The organism is Achromobacter sp. K91 (assembly GCF_003576205.1).
GTDB lineage: Bacteria > Pseudomonadota > Gammaproteobacteria > Burkholderiales > Burkholderiaceae_B > Achromobacter > Achromobacter aegrifaciens.
In genome coordinates this window covers 17,445-41,671 of sequence record NZ_QWFB01000082.1, presented here as the reverse complement: position 1 = coordinate 41,671, position 24,227 = coordinate 17,445, and the positions used below count along the sequence as shown (strand labels likewise).

Genomic DNA, 24,227 nt, shown 5'->3' with positions numbered 1-24,227 from the left:
AAGGGAAAGTAGCGCAACTTCATGGGACAGCGAACAGCCGCCGACAGTTTGGAGCTGAGCGGTGGCGTTCTCGAAACTTGAAATCACTGCCTTTCGTAAGCCAGGTCGGCCTTGCGATGCCGTTCTGCAGCGACATCCAGTTCCACCCATGATCTATCCATCTTTCGCCCGGAACTACGCGGTCAGTCAATGCTGCTGACAGAGGTGCCCCGACGGAGTTGTTTGAGGCACTCCCTATCGCCAAAGATGAGATGAAGGTCCGTACTGTGCTGTGGGGCTCTACATAGCGAAGCATGATGAGCTCTTGCTAGATGTTCGCAGCCAGGGGAGAAGTAGTAATGCGTGCCACCGGTTGCATGGTCAAAACGCGAAAGAACGGCGAAGTCCAGCATCCCTCTCTGGTGAGCAAAACGTTGGGCGTGCTGTTCGAGTTTGAGGTTCAAGACAACTGAATCGATTCCATTGTCGACGTAGAGGTGATGCCACATAGTGGGCCTCCAAGGTGTAAGTGATAGGTCCTTAGTCTTTGTCTTTCACCGTGGGCTATTAGCTCTTCGACGGTACGTCTGCCATATCAGCCAAGCTCGGCCCTGACGCGTTCCTGGATGGTGCGTTTGAATGGCTCCAAGAGTTGCAGTGATCGGTGCCGCATAGCGCTTCGATCTCCGCTATTCGCCGTACCGGCACCGGATTCTTGGACGCCTTCGGCGAAATGCAGTTTTCCATCAACCGTGGCCAACACTTCCTGCAATGTTCTAGTGTTCGGGCTAAAGCGGTCCGCAAAGAGTTCTTCCAGAAGAAGTTGTTGAAGATGGAGTTGAGCGGCAAGTTCCAAGTCCGTCTCGGCCCCCCCCTCCTCTGCTGCCAGTGGGTCGAGAGTGGTCCGCGGTGGAGAGGTCGTCAGGTTGGTGATTACCGTGTCATCGCCAAAAAAATGCTCAAGCTCCTGGTGTCCCTGAGGCGCCACGCAAGGCTCCGCGTCGTGAGCGAGCGCGAAAGTCGCACACTGAGGCGAGAAGTAGAAGTGAACACCTTCAGCGTCGAAATCGGGGCGCACAAGGATGGCGAAATCATGCTCTCCACGCTGCTGTGCAAAGTCCTCTGCGAGCTGTGCCAACCGCCATGGGCCAAGAAGCGCTTCGACGGGCGACGCGACAGCGTCTATGTATAGGTGATGCCACATAGAAATTCCCTCCATAGTTCGTAACGCACCTGCCGGTGCAAAACTCATGGTAGCGCTGCTCGTTGGGGTGAAAAAAGCGGCTCTTTGTAAATTGATGAAGCGGTGCAACATTGCGATGCGTCTAGGTTTTTTTCATGGCTTTGTTGATGCAATATGGCAAGAAAGATCCCATCTCGCGCGCGGTGAGCCAGCCCGTAGAAGCTGGCTCAAGATGCGAGAGCATCCCTGATAGGCCGGAGAATCTTGCTGCACCAAGTCGGCGAGCGCTTGAGCCATACCGTTATGACGCTATTGGCACCCGATACGCGTCTCTCGAGGCGGATGAGCGAAGGGATGCCCCTTATCGCGGCCAGCACCAATACATCCCCCGCACCGCTCTGAACGAGGCGTCCACCAGGCGTTCGTGTTAGCCTGCCGCAGCTTCGTTCAGCTTGCTGACTCTGCGTGACACAACGCAGGCTAAACGAAGTATCTCCGGAGCTTCAATCGGTGCCTCACGGGCCACGAGCGTGGTTGGTGCAAGCCAGTGAAGCAGCCGATCTCCAGCATGGAGCTGCCCATTTTCGAGGCGAAGGTCACACCCAACAAACACTCATGGCCATTTGAGTACATCATTCAAATCCCGGGGATTCAGAACTGATAGCGCACCCCCAAATTGATGTCCCCGCCACTGAACCCATAGGCCCCGATCCGGCGCTGGCCCGCCACTTCTCCATACAAAGCCAAGTTTCGCGTGAGCATGCCGTTCGCACCGATAGCCAGCCGCGCGGCGCTGCCTACTCGGCCTGGCGAGTAGTCCTTTCCCGAGAGATTGACGGTACCTGCACCGCCTGTGCTGTGCATCAGGTCCACTCGCGCATACGGCGACCAGCTCTGCGTGCCAGAAAGCGTGTAAGAGGCTAATACCCCCACTCTGCCAGACCAGATCTGCTGGTTATCGAACTTGGCCTTGACACCATCGTCGTCGGTAAAGTTGCGAATGCGCAAGGTCTGACTGCGTAACTGGAACTGCGGTTCAATTTGCAGGCCACTGGAGAATGTTATGGTCCGCCCCACTTCGACGGATGCGTCATAACTATCACCTCGCAGCGTTCCGACATGGCCACGTTCATTGCTCGACACCGGGCCACTATAGCGACCGAACGAAAGAAGCCCATCCGCGTACCAGCCACTACTGTGAGTCCAGGTGCCGGTCAGGGCCACGCTACGGCCATCCATGGAGAATTTGCTTTGTTCGGCACTGCTGGCACGGGTATTCACCTTGCTTGACCCTAACGTGACAGCCCCTCCTATGCGCACACGCTGCCGCGGATCGTTCAAGGCCAGCCAATTGGCGCCGAACTGCATGGCCTGGCTGTTCTGATCAAAGTCATAGCCATACTCCTGGAATCCGCGGTTGCTGCGGTACTTGTCCCGCGCTCCGATAACGCGGGCGTAGCTCTCGATGACGGCCGAGTTTTCCCCTGCCGCATCGGATTGTCGCAAGTCACCGAGGCGTCTGCGCAAGTTGTCCGTTACAAAACTGCTGTAGTTTTGCATCGCCATGCCTGCGCTCAAATAAGAACTTCCTTGCGGTACCAGCGCCGGACGCGGATTGCCGTTGCCGTTGCCATTGCCGTTGCCGTTGCCGTTGCCGTTATCGTTCGGGACTCCGGGCACGATATTGCCATTTTTATCCACATAGGCGGTCTGCAAACGGAAATCGACGCTCAACGGGGTCGCGCCAAGCAGGCTCTGGGTCTGGTCAGGCGCCGGCAGTGCGCCAGTGCCGTACGCGAACAAACGGTACTGCAGACCTTTTGTCAACGAGACATAGTCATTGGGAAGCTTGAACGCATCAGCTTGTGCTTTCCCACCGACCTGAACCAGCGAAATACCTTCGGCCGGCATGTAGGCATGGTTCCCGGCGACGTTGGTATTGGCGCCTTCGCCTGTAAATTGAGTTGTCATCAGGATCGTCTGACCTGTTACATCGCCATGGACAAGCAAGCGGTCAGTATATTGTGCAGCTAGTCCCCCTCCTGCATTGAGTACCGTATTAGTGCTCACTTTTCCGCCGCCCGCGTAGTTGCCAGCTACCTCTAGCGTTTTGTAGCGCCCTTCGACAGGAGCAGTGAACTGAATATTTCCCCGATTTACCAGCGAGGTCAGCTTCGCATCTGCTGGCACCGTCCAGGTGCTGTTGGCATCGTTCAGAGACAGTCCGACCTTGGCGCCGCCGGACGCTTGCGGCACGCCAGTATATTGGCTCGCTTGGTCCAGATAGACCTGCAAAACCGTACCCGCGCCGTCGGCCGCGACTAGGCTCTTTAACTCTTGCCCGATCAGATTGAGGCTGGCTTGAGCGTTGTTAACAACGCGATAGGCCGCGTTCGGTGCATTGATTGCCACATTCGACAGCGTAACGACGCTATCGCCGTCCACCAGAATCGCATCTCCGCCGCCCGTGACGGAACCGCCCGACAGAGTAAGGCTGCCCGCATGCATCTGTACTGGCGTGGGAATGCCCGCGGCACCGATGGACGCCCCTTGCAAAGCCAGCTTTCCCCCTCCCATGGTGACGCCGCCTAGCGTGCCGCCGTCGCGGAATGCCATCGAGCCATCTCCGCTCTTGGTCAGCACCATTCCGGCACCTAGGACAGAGCCCCAGCTAGTGTCTACACCAGCACCGACGATGACAGTGCCGTTCTGCCGCAATTCGACGTTTCGACTGGAAACAAAGCTGCCGGCGACCTCCAGATCGCCTCCATTGAGCACCACCTCCCGCGAAGCGGCCAGGCTGCCTATATTGCTGTCGGCCCGCACTCGCAAAACCCCACCATCGACTCGGGTGTTGCCCAAATAGTCATTCTGATTGGTGAGTTCCAATGTGCCGGCACCCGACTTGACCACAAAAATGCCCTGTCCTCCGGGGGTGCTAGCGTCGCCCAGGTGGTAAGGCACCAACTCGGTTTGGCCCGCCGCTACTTCGTAACGCACATTGTCGTTCGCGCCGATCACGCCACCGGCAGTGCTGCCGGTGGTGTCTATGACGAGGTGTGGCCAATTGGTAGCCGAACCTTCATTGGCCGGCACGTTTGATTCGGACAGGTCCAGCCAGCCGCCGTCCAACAAAAACCGCTTGGAAAACGTAGCCGGATCGACGTTGCCACGTATCGCCAGTACCCCGCCTTGAATAGTGGCATCGCCACCGAAACCGAAAGCCGTGGCGCCGGAGAGTTTCAACACGCCAGTATTGCGTTTTATCAGCCCCCCTGTGCCGGTGATAGCGCCATCAAACAGCGAGGCACCTGTGCCGTCCACTGTAAGGTTGTTCGCGCCGAGTTGGATCGTGCCGCCACCATTGACGGTTCCAGCGGCAAAACTCGAAGCACCGCTCAGATCCAAAATCCCGGGCGAACCGATTTCAATGGCTTTACCGCTCGCCGTCGCAGAGCCCAAGGCGGTGATCTTCCCCCCCTGGATAGACGTCGTCCCTGCATATCCGAATGCGCTGGCCCCGCTCATCTGGAGATTCCCCGCGCCCTGCTTGGTCAAACCACCGGAACCTTGGATCGATCCGCTGAAGTCCGAATCCCCCGCGCCAGACACCGAGAGTGATTGCGTACCCAGCAGAATGGTGCCATTGCCCACAGCCGCGCTTTGCAGCGTGCCGACCGTAAATCCGTTGGTACTTTGGGAAATGTCGAGTATGCCCCCCCCTCCGCCTGTGAAATTGAAATCTTTGTCCTGCGCACTTACGGCCTGGCCCCCCACTGCCAAAGTGCCTGCTCCAATCTCGACGTTGCCCGAGAAACCGAATGCCTGCGCCCCGGTAAGCGTCAATTGACCAGACCCGTTGCGCACCAGGTCGCCAAAGCCTGATATATCGCCAGCGTACGTCGTCGTAGCGGCACCATCGACCGTCAAGCTCACCGACGTAGCTGCACTGGCACCTAACTTGACCGCTCCCCCCGAACCCTCCAGAGCGCCAATTGAAAAAAGCGTATGGTCATTGTTGCCGCTGATATCGACCAAGCCCGAGCCATCCAGCCTCAAGGTCGCGCCGGTGGCTTTCGAGTCCTGCTCGAATACAAGTTTGCCTTCCTGAGCCGAGCCCGAACCATTGGCCCAGAACTTGCCGCTCGACGCGTCGGCGGAGCCCGAGAACACGATCGTCCCCCCCTCCTCCGCCAAGGCGCTCCATGACTGGGAGCCCAGTGCCATGGTAGGCAAGTTGATACTTAGCTTGAGTTCACTACCGGTGCCCGTCGAGTGCAATCCCGCCGAGTCGGCACCGGAGATCACCATCCCAGCCGGAATAACGTCGGTAGATGGATTGGCGCTGCTGAATGTTTTGACGGCGCCGCCCTGCAACGATATGCCATGCGAAGCCGCTCCCGTCGTGGCGATCTGTGAGTTGGAATCCAGAGTCAGCTTGTGGGACTGCGTGCCATAGATCACTACCGCCGCGGAACCGTCGCCGATTGTGGAGATCGAGGCTCCCGTGGATACCACGCTGCCGCTATTGTCATTAGCAGTCGTGCTGCCCACGATCAGGCCGGGGGAATTTTTTCCGCTCGTCGAAACAGATGTCCCGTTCAATTGCACGAGCCCATCGAACTGGGCGCGGATGCCCCCCGCTCCGTCCCCCTGCGTCGACACCGTGGCGGCGTTCAACTTCACACCGCGTCCCGCTGTTCCCGTGCCGAGCACACCGTACGAACCTCCGCCAGTGGTAAGGATGAAGGCGCCATCACCAATTTCTGGAATGGCCCCACCACCAGACAGTAGGCCGTTACTGCTGCTCCAAACGGCAGTGCTATTTGCTCCCGTTGTCGTAATTTTCGTTGCCCCAGTCACTGTCGCAGAGGATCCAGAGAAAATCCGCAGACCGTACGCGTTATCGCCTTTAGAGGTAATAACTGCACCATCTATCACCACCGTAGCGTCGGAACCAGCAGTCTCAATCGCCGTGCCCCGCTCTGAAACAAACTCCGAATTTCCACTGACGGTGGCCATGCTGCTGTAGTCCACATACAGAGCTTTTCCGTTTGCTCCATTCGCAGTGGCCTTCACATCCCCGAGCGTCAGCGAAGATCCATTTTTTGCATATGCGGCGTAAGCCGTCGATCCCTCCACAGTTATATTCGTCCCCACCGCATTAATGTTGGATTGCGGCGCACTCAATGAATCCGCCATCAGCCCATGCGCGGAATCTCCCTGTGTCCGGATGGTGTTGCTACCGGGCGCATTCAAGAGCGTCCCTGCTTTGCTCCACAAGCCGTAGCCACTAGTGCCAGCCCCTGTAGTCTCTACGGTATCGCCAAGACCCAGACTGTTGGTCTGTGTGCTTGTGTAGTTCGCGGCGCTTACGTCCTTGGGTGTCAAGGCAACGCATGCCACGACGCCCAACACCCAGTACCACGGGACCCACCCATTCTGGATCTGACCTAGATGAATAATGCGCCTCGCGGCCCAAGGCATAATATCCCGCTCGGAGTTCGATGCAGCGTTGTTCGTCAATTTATCGTTCATGGTCTCGTTTTCCACCACAGGAAGAAATGCGATCGACCGCAGCGGGACCCGGAGTTCTCACCATTGGCGATTCCGGTACTGCGAGCATTTCGACTCTGTAGATTAGGGCGATAGCTGTGGTCTGGTAGCTATCAAGCTTTGATGAGATTTATTTCAAGTCATCATTTGCGCAACCAGGCCAAAATGATGTTTCCGTACATCGAGCGAAAATGCATGGAGAAGAACAAAATGGCTGACGATCAGACAGCAGGGTTTGGAGTACCCTGCCGCCCCAGACGCGCGGCAACCGTCACCCTAAACTGGTGTCCATTGGCACAGTCAGCAATTTTGAATACGCCACGGACGTGCCCCCTCCCGCTTGCCTCACTGCATACTCGGCCTGAAATTGCCCTGCATATCCCGTCATGGCGAACTGCTCGAAGGTTACGTTGAATCCCGTCCTGAGTTCTCCGAATAGCACGCCGTGCGTGGAATCCAGTTTAAAACTCTGCTTAGTGCCATCATCGTTGACGTAGACGGTCACATCGACCTGGTCGCCCTCCTGCATGTTGGCATATGGCTTTACCTTGACGTTCAACCCTCCAGCGATAAGCGAATTATTGACGACCGATCCACTGATCGATGGCGCCACTAAAGTGCGGGCAACGTTTGGAGGCATCACCTGTGGTGGAACGCCTTGGACCATTTGCTCAACGATCTGGGAGTCATATGCGTTGCCGCTCGTGCTGCGGCTCATGCAATAAGAAATCTTATTGCGTTGCCCGCTGACGAATAGAGATTTTGGAATCTGAATTTCGCCCGGCGTCGGCAGGTTGCTCAACAACACTGGACCATAAACGGCGTTTCCGACAAACACCGTACAGTTCGTGTAATTCTTCAAGTTCACGCTTCCATCGAACGTGGCAGTCACATACGCCAACGGACCGTTCAGATCGATGTAGTTGTTTGGCATGATGAAAATCAATGGGGCGAGCGTGCCCTTGGTCACACCTCCTGGTGCCAACTGCGAATAAAGAACACTTTGCTGTATGCCAGCTGCTCCAGGCGCAGAGAAAATCAAAATTATCGCGGATTCGCTGGCATTGAGGCACTGCAAAACCGCCATACCCGTATCGTCCGCCGTTACCACATAATTGCCATCGTCGTCAGGAATTACTCTGTCACCGGACTCTGTATAGAGACCCGTAGGTATGTTGGGCAATCCTTGGACTTGGATCGGCATGAACTTGGCGGGCAAGCCAGTGGTCAAATCGGTGGCCCGCACCGTGGCGCGGATCGTGTATATCGACCCATTCGCAGGCGGTGTGTTGCGGGTTGGAGAAGGGACGGCATCGATTCTGTCAAAATTGACGTTCAAGGCGGCATCAACAACGTCGTACATACTGACGTAATGGCCCGCGGGGGTCCCGCCCTCCTCCCATACGGAAACTCGCAGTGATCCCACTGGCCGAGATGCCACATGGACAACATTTTGACCCTGTCCATTTGCATCCGTCGTAGTTTCGTCTTCGTCGAACACATTTCCTTGCAGGTCGTCGGTACTCCAATTGAGGGTCCGGCCACTGCTCTTCCCCCCATCTTCGGCCACAAACTTCACGGTGATTGTCTGCCTAGTCCCAAGTGTGACGGAAGCAGAAGCCTTAGGAGAAACAAATGCAATACTCATCGATTTCACCTCGAACGTTTCTTTTCGCTACGCCGCCAACATGCGAAACTGGGCGACGGTCCAGGAATCTTCGGCAACAATAGGGTTGGTGATGGGCTGATACCCCGAACTCCAGTTTGCATTGGGACCAGTGTTGGTCAATCCAAGAACAATGACCTGATACTCCCCACCGGCTGAAAACAAATACGGCACATCACAGGATATGGCCTGAGGGTCCAAGACCTTGAAACCCCTGCCGCTGCTACCGGTATAGTCCATCCCGGAAATCGAAAGGCTGAAGCCCACGCAGGAGGGAGGCTGCGCCTGGTTCCACGTCCACTGGACAGAAACATACCCGGACAAGTCATATGACGTGCTATGAATAGTGATAGCTGGTTGAACAGCAGCTTCCATGAAAATCTCCCTGATAGTCGTCAGCGGGTAACTTGTGGGCAGTCCCCTGTTGTGGTACCTGCAGCCTGCCCTCAAGTTGACCCGTTCCTCGTCTTTTCAACGCCCGGACTTCATGCGCTGCTTAACAAGCTGACCCTGCATGGCGTTGTCGCCGATCTGTATGCCACCCGCGACAAACACGGCGTCCTCGGGATTCGCGATGTCGGTCCGGTCTTCCGTTTCGAGCACCAGGTTATATACAGTGCGAGCAGCTTCAAAAATCTGTTTACTCGCCTCGTTTACTCGAATCGCCTGGCCGCGCTTGTCGTAGACTTGATCGCCTACTTTGACCTGAGAGGCAGCAACCATGCCACGATGCGTACGGACGGGATGGTCCGGAGTTAGCATGACCGTTTCTTTTCCCGCTCCAATTCGAACGAACTCCTTGTCGGTGCCCTTGAGAGTGGAGCGCACTCTCAGTCGACCGCCGTCCTTGGTAGCAATAATGTTCCCAGGTCGCAACGATTCGATCGGAGCCTCGCTGACACTGGCATTGGCCAGTTTCACCATCGTTCCCTCCAGCACGCAGCCCCACTGAATCTCCACAGGGGAGACTTGCTGGTAGTTTTCGGGATCGACACTGGAGCCCGCGGTGATGTCGGAGGCCCATACCACGGTCAGGGGCTGGCCGAATTGTCCCCCGTCGTTCAACATGGAAGTTACGGTTACGCTAAAGGGCAGAATAGTGCCGTTGTTGTAGCAGACCGGCCCAAAATTTGCCGTGGGGAAGTTCCAGGAGAGGCTTAATTGGTCGTTGCTGATCGTGACGTCGTCCTTCGGCGTGGAGGAGTCATCGGGCGAAACCTGACACACCCCGCCATTGCCGTCTCCAAGCATAATTTCAATGTACGGGCTGCTGTCCGGAGGAGCCAGATCGTTGGGCATAATTCTCTGGTTGTACTTCACCTGCCCACTAACGGGGAATATCACCGAAACGGCTGTATTCAACGGTTGTGTGGGACCATAATCGCACAGTCCATCGCCATATTGAGACGCCCGATTCAGGCATACTATGACGGGCTGGTTCAGTATAGGCTTGGTGGTAATATGTCTGGGGTCAGTGAGTGCCTTGCTAATAACCGCGGGCCCTCCCGGATCGCCAACATTCGCTCCCCAGACCTGCGTGGACGTGAGTGCTATTTTTCCACCATACCAATAGATCAGGTCAGCCTTTGCTAGCACCAGCCCCGACGGCTTTTGCGGTGTTTTGTAGCTCGACGCCGGCATATTTCGAAGGTCGGCGTTAGGATTGAGCGAGCTATCCGTCGTCTTCGATTGTGAAATTGCAATTCTTTGAGCATTCAACAGCTGTTGGGTAATTTTTAGGCGACGGTCTGGCGTCCCGTTGGCTGGTTGGCCGTAAGGCACATAGGCCGTGGCCGTCACATCAAACCCCAGATTGTTTACGTAACCCGAGAATCCTCGCATCTGGATATAAGGTTGAGGTTCGGTAGCCGGGACACCTGCAGACGCAAGCATAGAGCTTACCGAAATAGGCAGGCCTTTCGCCCTCATGTCCAGCTGCCGCTTCTTGTATTCGGCGAGCTGTTCAAAGAGTTCAGGATCGGATTTCGGCGTAACACCCGCCAGGCGGTACTCCGCATATACCCCCGCCTCCGTGATTGGGTCGGTCAAGTCGAGTACTGTCCGCTTGCCGACCGGAACTTTTTCCAGATACCGGCTAATCGCTGCCTTATCCGAGTCTTCCGCGCTGACACTGCGCATCGCTGTGCCCGAGGCCGAACAGGCCTGTATGCTGACCAGCACGGCAAACACGAGCATGCCACGCCACAACTTTCTGATGGATGAATACATCGCGTTCCCCAAAATTGATTTCCACCCCTAAACATTACCGACTGTTCTTATACTGAGCCGGTGTCGGCTATGTAGGGACTGTATTTCGAGTACAGGACTTGGCCAGTAGTCTTAACTACGGAATACTCGCATTCGTAGGAGCCGTTCTCGCCGCCGTACGATCCATACCCTGCAAGTGCCGACTGCGGGACGCTTACCGTGAATGCGCCAGTAGCAACCACGGTAATGACTGGATTTGAGTAGGTGTTGCCTCTGGGCGTGCCATCGGTCCCGTCAAAACCATTGATATAGGACGTCACGGTAACTTTGTCGCCAACCGCCATACCAGAATACGAGGGCACTTTAACCAGCAAGCCTCCAGAAATTGCCGAGTTCGAGACAATGCTCACGCCAGGCAAGGTAACAGCTGTCAACGTTCTGCTTTCTTGTGCCGGATGGTTATTCGGATTTCCCGTCGCATACAGGGCTAGCACTCCAGATTGAGTCGTATTCCCCGTCGCGCTCGTCACCATATAGCGCAGAATATTCTGATGCCCGGGATTGGTATCGGTAGTAGTCAGTTTAGCCTTGGGAACATTCACTCCCGCCGCGAGATCGGTGACCGTTATATCGCGCAGCGCGACCTGATCGTCAATGAGGACGCAAGCGGCCGAGTTTCCATCCACCATTCCGGATGGAATGAGCGCTTGCACTGCAAAGGTTGGGCCTGAACTTTGATCGAGGTCAATAGTCGTACCGTTGGACTCTGGAACAGAAAGGGCGGGCAGTGGCCCATTTCCGCCCTGCTCGATGAATATCAAATTGACTGTCTGCTCGACCCCGCCACTGCCGCGGGCGAAACTCAACCAAAATGTCCCTGCATTTGTGGAACCTACGTTCACGGACGCTGTGCCTGTCGTCCCGGAGGTCAGGTTATATATGCCATTAACCGGAGAAAGTGCTACGTTATTATTGGCAGGATCAAAATATGAAAGATTGCCGTTGCTTCCCAGCTGAAGCGTGTAGTTGTCAATTGCATCGGCATTTTCATCGGTGATATCTACTGAGGTACCGATTATGTTGGCAGCAACCGCAGGATCGATAGTGTCCGAGAAAGGGGCGTAGGCGGACGTATTGCCCGTAAAGTGCACAGTTGATATTTTTATTATGTCAAAATTGTATTGGTCTGAACTCAATTGTTGCGTTACGCCACCGATGACGCTGGATACCGTAATTGCGGCCGAAACGCTGGTTGAACCTACGTACTTGATAGAGTTTTGAGAAAATCCATCGGTTCCGGTTACCGTGGTAGAGTGCCGAATTTCGACATTACTATCGTCGCACTCCCATTTTAGTGTTGTGTTGCTTGGGTCGCCTGAAACTCCCCCATCATAGAGGTAGACAAAAGTAGTATCGACTTCAGCGGGAACAGGGCTGCCTGGTGCTGGATTTTGCATTTGTGATGCCATTTTGCTTCCTCTTAAGATGAGAGATGGCGTCGCCGCTCCACGACGTGGAACGAAGTTCAGCACGATTTGCACAGCCGGCATTCTTATTTTTCACGCGTGAGTTTTGAATTCTTATCCCGGCCCACCCTCTGCATGAACTCCGTGCGGAACAGCAACCGTTAAATGGCAGCTCGATCGTTCTCATGGCGCCGGACGGGCTTCAAAAGGGAAAGTGCACGCGTTCAATAGCGCCAGGACTCAGGTTCGCGTACCTTCCAATGGAGCATTGCCGTACTGATTGTGGAGGAGAATATGGCGCACGTGATCTGGACGATATCGGGAATCGGCGTTGGATCAGTGGCGGTCTGGATGTCCCATACGTGGCTGGTGCCACCGTGGCGCGATCTTATAGCGATTGCTGGGAGCGCTGTAGGCGTACTTCTTATCGTTTTGCCGTTTTTCTTGGACTGACCCGCTCGCCCTGTTTTCAGTGTCAAACCTCATCTGAAAAATTCGGTATGGCTTCGCCACATGGAATGGGAGCCATGCCGTGAAGTGATCGAAATACAACGAAGAGAAAATTGGCTCGCGTGAAAGCAGGCCGAATTAGGGACAGCCGCTCTCGATAGTTCCTGCACCATCTAGAGTGAAGCCGAACGGCGGTACGCCGGGCCGGCCTCTGTCTGGCGTAATTTCACTCATCTTGCTGTGAGCAGTTCTAGACGAGAAATGAACTTGTCCGCCGTGCCAATAGTCACACCAAGTGGACAGGCGCTGGGCAGAATTCTTTTCATTGTTGGCACGGCATGTGACGCACTGATTTGCGCGACGTCAGTCCGAAATGCTGGCGTGCCGCAAGGTTTCTGCCGGTTGTGGCCCACTTTACTGTCAGGGATGTCAATATGAAAAACCGATTGCTAAAGTTTGTGAGTTGCTCGGTCATTGTGCTGATGACTGGCTTGCTACCGAGAGTGATGGTCGCCGCAACACCGCCGTTCAAAGTCAGTGCAGATAGGATGGAAACGTTGTCAGCGGACACCGTGCGAGCAACAGGCCATGTCGTTATCGCATTCGAGGATGCGGAAATCCGGACCGACAAAGCGGACATCGTCACAAGCAAAGATCAAGTGGTCATTACTACGGGTGCCCGTAGATTCGTCGTAACGAAGAACTAACGATTTTCCGGCGCTGAGTATGGCAACTCTTCGGAGTATGCCGAATGCGCCGGGAAACCTCCTCATCATACCGCGTGCGTTGGCGGGTCGACGGCCCGCATTCGATGCAAAGCCAGACTGTTCCGTAATGCACAACAGCCCGATGCACCGACCTCGGATGCGGCAGGATTGACGACGGGACTGTCAGTCAATTGCAGTCGTTCATTGCCTGTACCTCTCAGAACTTGGAACGAATGGTTTATTCATCAATGTGGGCGTATAAGATCAGTAACAACACACTCACACCACTTCCCAAAAGCACCACGACGACGTCGTAGGGAGACGGTATGATTGCGCCAAGCCAGGCCGTAGCAATTACGGCCATAATGCTGCAGCCGAGTACGATCACTGCCATAGCATTTCCTTTTCCTTTGAAAAGAGAATGGCCACTGTCGTCACGGTATTCGACTGTTTGGTTTTCCGCTTATGAAAAGCGGACGATTCGCTTTGGAGATGCGGCTATCTGCTACCCGGCGTAGCCAGTACGACGTACGAACGTTCACCAATTTCAACGTACCCAATCGATTTAGCCCTTCCGCAGGCCTGTTCGTGCCATTGGAAAGCCGTTCGGCGTTATTGGGGTATTGTCGGGTCTTCGTCCGTTTGTGTGGGCGTACGGCGTTAAAGATGTCCGCAGTTTGTCCAGCAGGGCGTCACCTTGTGAACGGCAGTGCTCCGATGGCATTGGGCTTGCGCTGAACTCGGTTGTTCTGCGGTGTCTCAGGGCAGCAGCTCGTCAATGCGATTGTCCGGATGCATCAGCGATGTGCGCCAGCACATGGCGCTGGTACGTACACCTTGTGATCAGATGCAGCCATCTCTCCAGTTTTGAACTGTCAAGTTTGCGGGCGAAGGTCACTTACCTTCAACCTAACGGTGAAGACATGTCCGGTTCGACAAGGGCAAGTTCAGTAACGTACTGGTTGCATCGGGCATCGAAATTTAACTGAGCGATGCCCGTGCGCGTGTCATGACAGGAAGAAAAATCTCCGGAAGCACCTCAGCTTCCGGTATTTACTTTTTTAATCACAAACTCACACCACACATCGGGAGCACTTTTAGTGGCTTCCATATAAAGATATGGATACTTCGAAGTATCTAAATTTGCTGACAAATAATTTTTATTTCCAGCGATGGATTGGAGGGTATATTTAGACTCACCTGCTCCGACCTCAGATATGTTGAATTTGCACCAGTCATCTATCGCGCTGTTTTTCTGTGAGGCGACATCTAAATATAACGCTCCATTTTTTTCCTCTTGAATTAAGCTCAGAACATTCCCATCATAATTTCGAAGCAAGACGGTGTTTCCTTCGTAGCTCTCTATATAGAAAAAGTTAAGATTACTTGAGGCTCCATCTTTTGCAGCAGCGCGATAGCCATATGGAGCGCCAGGTGGCGAGACTATGATTTCCCAGAAGCTGCCGGTTGTCAGCTGTAGGGTAATTTGGGTTCCGGTGGCGGCCATAAAATTCCTTCCTATATTATTTTGAAATCCAAGAAATATCACACACCAAGGGCATGAGTGCTAACAGTTCGCATGGCAAATCGCTGCCATAATTCTTTAAAAAAGATTGGCACGCTGCGCGCTCGTTGATTGATTATGGATAATCGTCAAGTTCGACTTTCTTAATCAAAAACTCACACCACTCATCCGGAGTTGTTTTTTGGGCCTCTACGTACAGCGGTGAATTTTTTGTATCTTGAATTGCTGATAAATAGTTTTTACTTCCCGCGATGGACCTTAGTGTGAATTTGCTGCTCCCTGGAGTGACCTCCAGCATTTCAAATTTACACCATTCATCTACATTGTTGCCCTTCTGGGGCGCGACACTCAAATATAGAGCTCCCTCTTTTTCTTCTTGAATAAGACTAAAAATATAGCCATTAACTGTTCTGAGTGAAACGGTATTTGAGTCGCTTTTTTCGATAGAGAAAAGGACTAGGCTTGGGGTTTGGCCGATGCCGATGCGGTTAGAGTTGGCGTCTGGAAAAAACCAGAATCCACCATTTTTCGCCTGAATGCTATAAAAATAATTTGGCCCCGTCATCGCTCATCCTTCTTGGTTGGATCAGTTAATGTTTACGCTGGCAGTGCTTATTCGATCATCGTCCAGCAGACCCCGGACGTAGAGTGACTGCGACAGGACTTTGATCGAAGATTGAGTTTTGCGTGAACCTTGGTCTGGTTGCGTTTGGGCTTGCCCCTGTCGAACCAGCCCCCCTCCTCCCCGGAAATACCTCGTCTTGAGGCTTGTTGCGAAACATGATTTTTCCAAAGATCAGCGCGAGTATCCTGTTAAATATCTTCTTAATATTTTGAATGTGCGCACATTTAGAGCGGCTAACAATACTGGGAAGTGTGAGAATGTGAAAAGAGCCTAATGCCTCCTATCTAGCTTGCCGTAGTGGAATAAAATTCCAAGAACGAACCGCGCTTTGTTTCGATAGCCGCGAGCCTTCACGCGCATGGCTCGGATCTGACTATTCAGGGCTTCGGCCCCGGCGTTGGACACCCTCAGCCACATAGCATTGAGGATGCCCCAGAGCCGCGTCTCGATCTGGTTGGCCACGCCGTGCAACGCCGTGATGCCTGAGCGGCGAGGCGCCTGGATCCATACTTGCCACGCCTTGGCCGACTGTTTTGGGTGATAGTCCGCATGCCAAATTTAGCGCGCCTTTTCCTTGTGCATCCAGACCATGGTCGTGTCCAGCAGACTGGCCGACAGCGCCTGAATGCGCTCACGGGCAAAGTCAGATAGGCGTGAGCCCCACCGCAACCAGTCGTAGCGACTGCGATGGATATCCCGGCGTAGCGAATAGTCCACCCGATGCAATTCACTTTTGCGCGTGTTGTCTACAGCTTTACTGAGCGACTTGGCCACGTGGACATGATCGAACGCGACCTTCTCTAGCGCATCGGGCAGACTGTCGAGAGCCGCTTTGATGTAGGCACAGCTCATGTCCATGGAGACCGATTTGAGTTGTTCGCAGCGCCTTCGTCCCAGGGCCTTGAAGCAACGACGCAGACTCTCAGCCGCCCCGCCGTGTTCGACAGTTAGCACGCGTTGTGCCGACGATACGATCGCAACGTAATCCCGCCCCTTGGCGAACGCGACTTCATCGACGCAAATGTGGACATCGCAGGCAACACGGCGCCGACCTAGCCCCCGACTCACCGCCCGACGCAGAATGCCGTCAATTGCACTCCAACTTAACCCCAGACGGCGGCTCACCGCGTGGATGGTCGTCTCGCTTCTGGCCGCGCGAGCTCAGCGGCTTCGCAAATGCGCCTGAGTTGCCTGCGGCCCTGATTGCACCAGCACTCGTAACAGGTGTAAGTCACGCCGTCGATAGTCAGATGGAAAACCTGTTCAATATGCCAGACAGCAGAGCTGTCCCTCACCCGCACAGCGTCCCCGGTCTTCCACATATGCTCTCGCCCGGTTGCACTCAGTTTGACCTGTGAGGTCCGCACGTCTCGCGAGCGCGACATACAACACACGCGTGCAATCGCCCTCCTCTTGGCTCTTTGGTCCCGAAGGAAGCATCCGTCCAAGCGCACCCACCTTGAAGGTCGGGCGGCTTTCGGTTGGACGCTAGTCTTTCAAGTTAAACGGACTGGACAAACTTACTATCGACCCAGCATTTATGTCTGTAGGAAACAGTTGTCGAAAGTGGTTCAGCAACCGCTTCTGCTGTCGAAGCCTGGAGAATTCGGAACAGGGTATGTCGCCATCCTGCTCCAAAATGGAAATCCGGTTGTCGTGCCTGTTTACGATAACCTGCAAATGCAGACGAACATGCCGTGTCGGCCATAGCAATAGCGCAAGACGCTCACCACCGATATGTTCTAAATCCTCAATCCGCCGTTCACGCGCCGCGGTACGAATTTTTTGCCACAGTCCGTCAGAATTTTGTGCGTTCAGAATGATCATTGCAAGCTTCGTGCTGGCAGGGTCGCAGAAGCCCTCCATGGGTTCGGGCGTCCGATAAAGTGCGGACGCTTGGTATAGCCCGAATGGCCGAAGAACGATAGCCATTTTTCAGTAACTTGCCCATTTCATGCATGAATCAAAGTTGGCAATCCAGTTTTCAAAGGGCTGGAGCGAAAATGGGACGTTGACGAATGTCGGCCCGGGTTGTGATTCCGGTAGTCCAGAAACGGGCCTGCCGTAGGCTTCACGGTCGGTTGCTTCTCCATCGACTCGAGCTTCGCAAGTCGGTCGAATGCTCGCCACCGTATAGGCTCCCACAATAATCTCGGGCTGTTTCGCCGCATCTGCGCAAATTTCATGTCGCCGTGCAGGAATCTGTCTCACGCGTGCACAGTGAACCTACATATATTGTCCATGCCTTGCCGGGATCCTCCCAGCTAGGCCGAGGCGAGTTTGACCGCTCGCTTCTTCAACTGGATTTAATAGGAGCATGTCGATGCAAGATGAACCGATCAAGTTGGAAGAATGGCTGCGCGAACCTACAAATGAAGACGCTACGAACATGATGCAGGCCAAGGCGATCGTGCCATTTGGAACAGCCCTCTGGCCTCTGTAGGTCAATAAGCGGGCGACCGGGACTTTGTCCCCGCTCTTTTCTCGGCCGCCCGCGCTCACCGCTCACTTATGGGATCTGATCAGCATGAATGGCAGCATCCGGAATCTCTATCAGTGCCTTGCATTCCACCCCGCTATCGCGCGCATGGTGAACGCGCAACTACCCATCAGCATACTCATAGGTACGGACTCGGCTCACGCGGCCATTGGAAACAACATTGCCCAACGGTGTCCACGGTGGCTGAACGCCCGTGTGGAGCATCTAAGTCTGGAACGTAGCGACGAAGATGATCTGCGCGCGGCCATCGTCGCTTGCGATATCTATGTGTTTCTTTACTCGTCATCGACACGAGAGACCATTTCTCCGGCCGGTCCTCCGTTTCTGGCCGGCATAAAAGAATCCATGATCGTGTACTGGCGAAAGTCGGTGTTGTTCAAGGACTATGGCGCGCACCTGTATGAGGCTTTCGCCGAACCCATTGAACAGATCTCGCAGCGCAACAAAATGCTGATCACGGCGGCTGCGAATGCGGATTTCATCTCATACACGGATGCGCACGGAGGCAGGCTGGTCGGTATGCTGCATCCTGGACAAAGCTGGACGTCCGTGGACGGACATGGCAACGAAGACGTCGTTCCAGGCGAAATCGCCACGCATATGAGCAATTTGAAGGGCCATGTTCAATTCAGCGGCACGTTTCTGTCCACCGTGCCTTTCGCCCGCAAGTACGGCGTCGTCAAAGATTTCATGACCTTGTTCGTGGAGGATGGAAGACTGGTGGGGTTTGACTGCAGCGACGAAGCATTCCGCCGGGACTTCAACACCTATCTGGACGCGCATCCGGGCAATCGCATCGTGGAGGAGTTTGGCATCGGCACAAACACTGGCATTCGGTGCTTGTATGGCTTGAACGCGGGATTCGAGGAGCGGCATCCAGGCCTCCATCTGGGACTAGGGGGAGGAAAAACCGGAAGCCATCACTTGGATCTGCTCTTCAGCGGCGGGCAAATCTGCTTTGATCGACGCGTAATTTACGACGACGGATTCCAAATCTGAGGCGGGCATTCTGCATGAAGAAAATTGCAAGCAACGATTTTCGTACGTTGTGTTTGCGTATCGGCGCCGCAACCCGGCCAATAGCAGCGGCTGAAGCTCCGAGCATTTACACCGCTTTCGACTTATTCCTACAAGCACTGGAGGAGCGGCCTCGGGATCGCGAACGGCTTGAGGCCGAGTGCGTCGCGCTGCTGGCACGGCATGCGAATCCGCTGTATGACCAAAACATCAAACCATCCTCGATGACTAGCGCCGGTCCTGGCGCCCTGATGCACGGCTTTCAAATGATCGCGGCCTTGCAGCACGATTTGCCTGTACTTTCATGCCCATCCACCGATGCTCGCATCAGACGCTTCTACTCCAGAATGGGCTTCATAGCGCGGCGTTGCCATCAAGCGCTAGCGCCAATTCTCGATGCTGGCACAGGCATGGAGGGCGAGTACGACATCATCGTGAAGGTCTGGCGGTATCGCAATAGCGCAGCGGTACATCAGCACGCGACGTATCTGGTTCCACCACACTTCGATCGCAGTGTTTTTTCCATCATGCTGGACAGCAGGATGGATGCCGCCGGCCTCAGCCAGCACCTGTTTCTATGCCCCGCGGACGATGAGCCAAACATCGCCCTGCGGGTGGCTGGACTGCGTCTTGAGCTGTGTCGATTCCCCGAACGAATCGACTACCCCATTGTCATTGCCGGCGCGCATGCCAGCGTGCTAGGCGGCGAGCCTGTTTTGCATGGCGTGACGCCCATGCAGCCCGATCACGGCAGATTCCGCAACTCGCTGCTCGCCTTCGTAGTTCCCAAGCGCGGGCTGCATACAGCCAAGCCCAATATGCTGCTTCACTGAGAACAATGAAAAAAAAAGCGTCCTTACTAAACAGACTGACAAGTCGCTGCACGAGCATTCTGGCGCCCTTGGCGCTGGCAACCCTGCTGCCCAGCCCAGCGCTCGCGCTTTCCGCCCCTATTCCGCCGGAACAGCAAGGCTTCTTCTCGGGCAGCCACGCTGGGCTCAAATTGCGTAGCTACAACGATCACCTGACCACGCAAGATCGGCCCGACCGCAACGCCTCAGTGCTGGGTGCGCAGGCGTGGATCGCTTCGGGTTGGACGCCGGACCCGCTCAGCTTCTCCGCCAGCGCATCGTTGTTTTCCGCCCTGACCTTGGGGACGAATAGCTACGCGGGCAACATGGCCCACGCCGGCTCGCCGGACAGTTGGAAACAACGGGGCTGGAGTTATCCGGGGCTTTGGGATATCCAGGCACGCGCTGGCGGCAGCTTGCTGAAATACGGCCTCCTGCTGCCGGAAGCAGACGCCTACCTGGTGCCACACGACAATCGAGCGCTTCCGCCCACTTTCAGGGGCGGCGCTTTCACCAGTCAAGACGTATCAGACTTGAAGCTGATCGCTGGCAGCTTCGACAAGGTTGTCCCCCGCGGGCAGTCGGACCTGAAGCCACTGACCACCGAATACAGTCGTGCGCCGGTCTCCCGCTTTTCATACCTGGGTGGTGCATATCGCCTGACGAAAGATGCGCAAATCGTGTTGAGCGGCGCCCAGGCTCGCGACGTATGGAACCAGTACTACGTCAGTGCCCAACGTAGCATCGGCGACGCGGCGACAATGAAATGGACGCTGCGTGGCGATTACTACCACACCTCGGATACGGGTAAGTCGCGCGGAGGCGAAATCCGGAATGACGCGTACAGCTTCGCGCTAACCGCCCGACATGAGGCTCACGCGGTGACGCTAGCTTTCCAGCAAATACTCGGCGACCAGTTTTTCGACTACATGGGAGAGTCCGCCGATGACAGGCTAGCCAACTCCATGGATGTCGACTACAACGCGCCGCATGAACGTTCCATCCAGTTGCGCTATGCCGTGGACTTGCAGGGATATGGCGTGCCGGGCCTGAGCATCACAGTTTGGGGCGTGAAAGGCTGGGGCGCCGATGCCGGCAATATGGCCAATCGCCTATCGCCTGGCACTCCGCGATACGACCTTTACTGGTCGGGCGGAGAACCCGTGCATGGTTCGCACTCCGAGATCGGCATGATTCCCGCCTATCTCATCCAGACCCCAGAGTTGCGTGGGTCCGCCGTCACGCTTTCGCTGATGCACCACATGGGATCCGCGCACTATTCGGACCCGTCAAGCAACGTCGCGCGCCTGGTCATGAACGTTCCGCTGACCGTTTTCTAAATCACATTCTCGCTGGACAAGGTTCCTCCGCGTGTCGCGGTTTACCTCGGCGCGTTTGCTGCGCGCGCAAATTAAGGAGTTATTGGATGTTGAATGTCTTGGTATCGCCGCGAACGCGCGCATTCTCAACACTATTGCTCGTAGAAATGTGGGAACGATTCGGCTACTACGGCATGGCCGCGCTGATGGTGTTATTCATGGTGGGCCAACTGGGATTCTCGGATACGCAAGCGAATCTCACCTGGGGCGTCTTCGCGGCGCTGGTGTACGCCATGCCAGCAGTGGGCGGCTGGATCGGAGACCGGATACTTGGCACTCGGCGTAGCATGGTCCTGGGCGCGCTGATTCTGACCGTTGGCTACTTTCTTCTTGCCGTGGGAGGGCTCGACGAAAGCGCGTTATTTACGTCGCTGGGGGTCATCGTCGTGGGCAACGGCTTGTTCAAGGCCAATGCCGGCAATCTGGTTCGCCAGATTTTCGCCGACAAACCCGAAGGGCTGGACAGCGCCTTCACGCTGTACTACATGGCAGTAAACGTAGGCTCGACGCTCTCGATGTTGGCCACGCCCTGGATACAAGCGCATTGGGGCTGGCGCGAAGCCTTCGCCGTCTGTCTGGGCGGCCTGTTGTTCGGCCTGCTCAACTACGCGTTCATGCGCCGATCCCTCGCGGCCCAGGGTTCGCCCGCCGATGCGAAGCCGGTCAGGCTTGGCGCGTTGCTGGCAGTGTTGGCCGGAGGGGCGGCGGTCATCGCGGCAGTCGTATTCCTACTAGAGCACGGTGATCTGGCCGCAGACTTCGTCTACACGGCGGGCGCCTTGGTGCTGATCATCTTCGGCGCCATGATCCGCAAGACGGCAGGCGCGGAACGCGGCGGACTTACCGTAGCGCTCATTCTTACGCTGCAGAGCATTCTCTTTTTCATCTTCTACCAGCAGATGGCAACTTCACTGACGCTGTTCGCCTTGCATAACGTCGACCCCGCCTTCAATCTCTTCGGTAAGCATCTTTTTGATTTTTCCGCGGCCCAATTCCAGGCTTTGAACCCCATTATCATCATGCTCGCCAGCCCACCCATGGCGTTGCTGTATGCATGGCTTGCACGGCGCCAAATGGACCCGCCGGTGGCTGTGAAGTTCGTGCTGGGTTTTGTTTCCGTCGCAGTGGGCTTCTTCATTTTTGCGGCCGGCGAACATCTCGCCATCGCCGGAAAGGTGTCGTCATGGCTGATGGTTGCAGGATACTTTTTCTATACATTGGGCGAGATCTTCGTCAGCGCATTGGGCCTGGCCATGATTGCCCGCTATGTACCCGCTCGTATGACGGGGTTCATGATGGGCTCGTACTTCATCGCGACGGGGGTGTCGCAGTACCTGGGCAGCATGGTCGCGAACATCGCGCATGTTCCAGAATCCTGGACTGAGGCGACGCAGACACTTCCGATCTACACGCACCTGTTCAATGTACTTGGCGTCCTTGCCGCGGGGTGCGCGCTGATCGCAGTGGTTTTGTTGCCATTCCTAAGACGCCTGTGCGCCCGACATGGGATGGAAGGGCAAAGACCGGCGCAAATAGACGCTTGCACCTGACCACGTGCAGCAAGAGCGGAACGGGGTTGATTCATTCGTTTTCATATACCGAGAACTTGGGATCCTTCCTTGGAAAATGCCTTTTCAAGGATCCAGATTTTCCCGGCGGCTGAGCTTTGGGCAGCAAGGCCTCTGGGAACAAATTTGCGTTCCGCGCATCATGCGGATTGCTGTAGTCAAGTACCCGGGTGTGCATGAATTTCGCCATCGCGTTGCATATATTTCATGTTTTTCCGTGCATTGCGGGGAAGTAGAATCAGCGCAATTCATGGCATTTTTTAGGTGATCCTTGACTGCGCTAGAACAACCTGCACTCGAGTACGATACATCCTCTGTTCCCACGCAAGACCGGTTTTCCTACTGGAGTGATTTCATCTCCAGGCACATCATCGGGGTGTCCATGTCGGCGGAAAATCCTGACACATTCCAGGGCTGCATCCAACTGCATCAGCTTGGCGAAACCTCGGTGTCTTTCAGCTCGGCTGACGCATGCGGCGCCCGAGGCGTGATAGGGTCTAGTGCCCCTGGGGCTGACGAACGATCCACCGGCTGGTTGCTCGTGTGCCACAAAGTCCCCGGCCGTATATGCCAAGGCCGCAGCGAGGCCTACTTCAAGGCCAATGACGTCCTCCTCATCGACCGCAACAGAGCCTATTGCCGTGATCTCGGAACCGTCAGAGCGACGTCTATCGTGATCCCGAAATCTGTTGTGCCAGACACTTTCACTCGCGGTCTGCTCGAAGACTCCGTCGCGTACCGGCTGTCAAGCACTGCTGCAGGCTGGAGCAGGATCTTAAGCGCGAATATGGCCGCGCTGAACGCCGAGTTCGTATCCCGGCTTGCAGTCAATGAGTACGAAACGCGTCTGCTGCTCGACCATATTGGTCATACGCTGGTGTTGGCTTTGACCGAGGCCCGCGGACAGGCCTCGCCTACACGCGAGGCCTGTGCGTCAATTTCAGGCGGGATACGCCGGGAGCTCCGCGGACGAATTTGCGCGTGGCTGAAGGAGAACTACCCGCGTCCCAATCTCACCGCGCAAACGGTCGCGACCGAGTTCGGTATTTCCGTGCGCTATGTGCATCAACTTTTCGCGGATGCTCCGGGGCGGCAGAGTTTCCTGAGCACGTTGCGCGGCTATCGCTTCGAACACGCCGTCCTCTTGCTCCACAGTCCTGCCAGTCGTACCTGGCCCATCGCGGAGGTGGCCCGGCAATGCGGCTTTAGCGATCCAGCCTACTTTTGCCTGGCATTCAGGCAGCGCATGGGATGCTCGCCCCGCGCGTTTCGAGCGTCGCTTTTGTCGAGAGCCAACGAACGTTTCTGGAAGGACTGCCAAGCGTAGATTAGTTGCATATTCACTTAAATTTCGCAGGAAACAATGACTTTTATTGAAAATCCATGTTAAGTAAATAGCGAAGGGGGTGTGCTTAGGCGATGGATTTTTACTTTTATTTATCAATGCGTTGTATAGGTTTTTTTAAGTAAAAGCTAAGTCTGATTTATGCAGATGTTTGCTTAACTGGACGAATCGCAAGTAAATGGGCGTACGCTTGTCCTCCAAG

At 55.4% G+C, this 24,227-nt stretch carries 15 protein-coding genes and 1 pseudogene; 6 read left to right on the top strand and 10 right to left on the bottom strand.

The features are described 5' to 3' along the window. Window positions 1-574: 574 nt before the first annotated feature. From DXK93_RS31950 to DXK93_RS31945, 6 genes are all read right to left on the bottom strand, one after another. On the bottom strand, window positions 575-1,231 hold the full coding sequence (locus DXK93_RS31950; protein WP_147400310.1) for a hypothetical protein: 657 nt from the start codon (window positions 1,229-1,231) through the stop codon (window positions 575-577). A gap of 582 nt (window positions 1,232-1,813) precedes the next feature. After that, window positions 1,814-6,700 (bottom strand): autotransporter outer membrane beta-barrel domain-containing protein, encoded by a 4,887-nt coding sequence (locus tag DXK93_RS30665; RefSeq protein WP_119452118.1) that lies wholly within the window; start codon window positions 6,698-6,700, stop codon window positions 1,814-1,816. A gap of 289 nt (window positions 6,701-6,989) precedes the next feature. Further along, window positions 6,990-8,366, bottom strand: coding sequence for a hypothetical protein (locus tag DXK93_RS30660; protein WP_147400309.1), 1,377 nt, complete (start codon window positions 8,364-8,366; stop codon window positions 6,990-6,992). Window positions 8,367-8,393: 27 nt separating this feature from the next. Next, complete coding sequence (locus DXK93_RS30655; RefSeq protein ID WP_147400308.1) at window positions 8,394-8,759, bottom strand: hypothetical protein; 366 nt, start codon at window positions 8,757-8,759, stop codon at window positions 8,394-8,396. Between the two features lie 96 nt (window positions 8,760-8,855). Beyond that, the gene (locus DXK93_RS30650; RefSeq protein WP_119452115.1) at window positions 8,856-10,613 is read right to left on the bottom strand and encodes a Hint domain-containing protein; all 1,758 of its coding nucleotides are present in this window, start codon (window positions 10,611-10,613) and stop codon (window positions 8,856-8,858) included. A gap of 47 nt (window positions 10,614-10,660) precedes the next feature. Further along, window positions 10,661-12,133: a hypothetical protein gene (locus DXK93_RS31945; RefSeq protein WP_147400307.1), complete on the bottom strand. Its 1,473-nt coding sequence runs from the start codon at window positions 12,131-12,133 to the stop codon at window positions 10,661-10,663. 809 nt (window positions 12,134-12,942) lie between these two features. Here DXK93_RS31945 and DXK93_RS30645 point away from each other — a divergent pair. Next, window positions 12,943-13,215, top strand: coding sequence for a hypothetical protein (locus tag DXK93_RS30645; RefSeq protein ID WP_147400306.1), 273 nt, complete (start codon window positions 12,943-12,945; stop codon window positions 13,213-13,215). A gap of 1,039 nt (window positions 13,216-14,254) precedes the next feature. Here DXK93_RS30645 and DXK93_RS31940 read toward each other — a convergent pair. The 4 genes and pseudogenes from DXK93_RS31940 to DXK93_RS31930 all read right to left on the bottom strand — a co-directional run bounded on the left by DXK93_RS31940 (window position 14,255) and on the right by DXK93_RS31930 (window position 17,192). Then, the gene (locus DXK93_RS31940; protein WP_147400305.1) at window positions 14,255-14,722 is read right to left on the bottom strand and encodes a hypothetical protein; all 468 of its coding nucleotides are present in this window, start codon (window positions 14,720-14,722) and stop codon (window positions 14,255-14,257) included. A gap of 133 nt (window positions 14,723-14,855) precedes the next feature. After that, the gene (locus tag DXK93_RS31935) at window positions 14,856-15,305 is read right to left on the bottom strand and encodes a hypothetical protein (protein ID WP_147400304.1); all 450 of its coding nucleotides are present in this window, start codon (window positions 15,303-15,305) and stop codon (window positions 14,856-14,858) included. Between the two features lie 330 nt (window positions 15,306-15,635). Continuing rightward, window positions 15,636-16,433: pseudogene (locus DXK93_RS32470) on the bottom strand (transposase). Between the two features lie 420 nt (window positions 16,434-16,853). Continuing rightward, window positions 16,854-17,192 (bottom strand): hypothetical protein, encoded by a 339-nt coding sequence (locus DXK93_RS31930; protein WP_147400303.1) that lies wholly within the window; start codon window positions 17,190-17,192, stop codon window positions 16,854-16,856. 700 nt (window positions 17,193-17,892) lie between these two features. On the opposite strand from DXK93_RS31930, the gene DXK93_RS30630 reads away from it, so the two are divergent. From DXK93_RS30630 to DXK93_RS30610, 5 genes are all read left to right on the top strand, one after another. Next, window positions 17,893-18,864 (top strand): leucyl aminopeptidase, encoded by a 972-nt coding sequence (locus DXK93_RS30630; protein ID WP_233564653.1) that lies wholly within the window; start codon window positions 17,893-17,895, stop codon window positions 18,862-18,864. Window positions 18,865-18,878: 14 nt separating this feature from the next. Beyond that, on the top strand, window positions 18,879-19,715 hold the full coding sequence (locus tag DXK93_RS31925) for a hypothetical protein (protein ID WP_147400302.1): 837 nt from the start codon (window positions 18,879-18,881) through the stop codon (window positions 19,713-19,715). 68 nt (window positions 19,716-19,783) lie between these two features. Further along, the gene (locus DXK93_RS30620) at window positions 19,784-21,073 is read left to right on the top strand and encodes an OprD family outer membrane porin (protein WP_158598594.1); all 1,290 of its coding nucleotides are present in this window, start codon (window positions 19,784-19,786) and stop codon (window positions 21,071-21,073) included. An 86-nt stretch (window positions 21,074-21,159) separates the two neighbouring features. Further along, window positions 21,160-22,662, top strand: a complete 1,503-nt coding sequence (locus DXK93_RS30615) for a peptide MFS transporter (RefSeq protein ID WP_199728356.1) — start codon at window positions 21,160-21,162, stop codon at window positions 22,660-22,662. Between the two features lie 289 nt (window positions 22,663-22,951). Next, window positions 22,952-24,007, top strand: coding sequence for an AraC family transcriptional regulator (locus DXK93_RS30610; protein WP_147400301.1), 1,056 nt, complete (start codon window positions 22,952-22,954; stop codon window positions 24,005-24,007). Window positions 24,008-24,227 lie beyond the last annotated feature (220 nt).

Excerpts from the sequence above, each read along its gene's own strand:
- DXK93_RS30650 (WP_119452115.1), bottom strand. The coding sequence starts at position 10,613 with ATGTATTCATCCATCAGAAAGTTGTGGCGTGGCATGCTCGTGTTTGCC.
- DXK93_RS30665 (WP_119452118.1), bottom strand. The coding sequence starts at position 6,700 with ATGAACGATAAATTGACGAACAACGCTGCATCGAACTCCGAGCGGGAT.
- DXK93_RS31935 (WP_147400304.1), bottom strand. The coding sequence starts at position 15,305 with ATGACGGGGCCAAATTATTTTTATAGCATTCAGGCGAAAAATGGTGGA.
- DXK93_RS31950 (WP_147400310.1), bottom strand. The coding sequence starts at position 1,231 with ATGAGTTTTGCACCGGCAGGTGCGTTACGAACTATGGAGGGAATTTCT.
- DXK93_RS31930 (WP_147400303.1), bottom strand. The coding sequence starts at position 17,192 with ATGATCATTCTGAACGCACAAAATTCTGACGGACTGTGGCAAAAAATT.
- DXK93_RS30615 (WP_199728356.1), top strand. The coding sequence starts at position 21,160 with ATGTTGAATGTCTTGGTATCGCCGCGAACGCGCGCATTCTCAACACTA.
- DXK93_RS31925 (WP_147400302.1), top strand. The coding sequence starts at position 18,879 with ATGAAGAAAATTGCAAGCAACGATTTTCGTACGTTGTGTTTGCGTATC.
- DXK93_RS30655 (WP_147400308.1), bottom strand. The coding sequence starts at position 8,759 with ATGGAAGCTGCTGTTCAACCAGCTATCACTATTCATAGCACGTCATAT.
- DXK93_RS31940 (WP_147400305.1), bottom strand. The coding sequence starts at position 14,722 with ATGGCCGCCACCGGAACCCAAATTACCCTACAGCTGACAACCGGCAGC.
- DXK93_RS30660 (WP_147400309.1), bottom strand. The coding sequence starts at position 8,366 with ATGAGTATTGCATTTGTTTCTCCTAAGGCTTCTGCTTCCGTCACACTT.
- DXK93_RS30645 (WP_147400306.1), top strand. The coding sequence starts at position 12,943 with ATGAAAAACCGATTGCTAAAGTTTGTGAGTTGCTCGGTCATTGTGCTG.
- DXK93_RS30630 (WP_233564653.1), top strand. The coding sequence starts at position 17,893 with ATGAATGGCAGCATCCGGAATCTCTATCAGTGCCTTGCATTCCACCCC.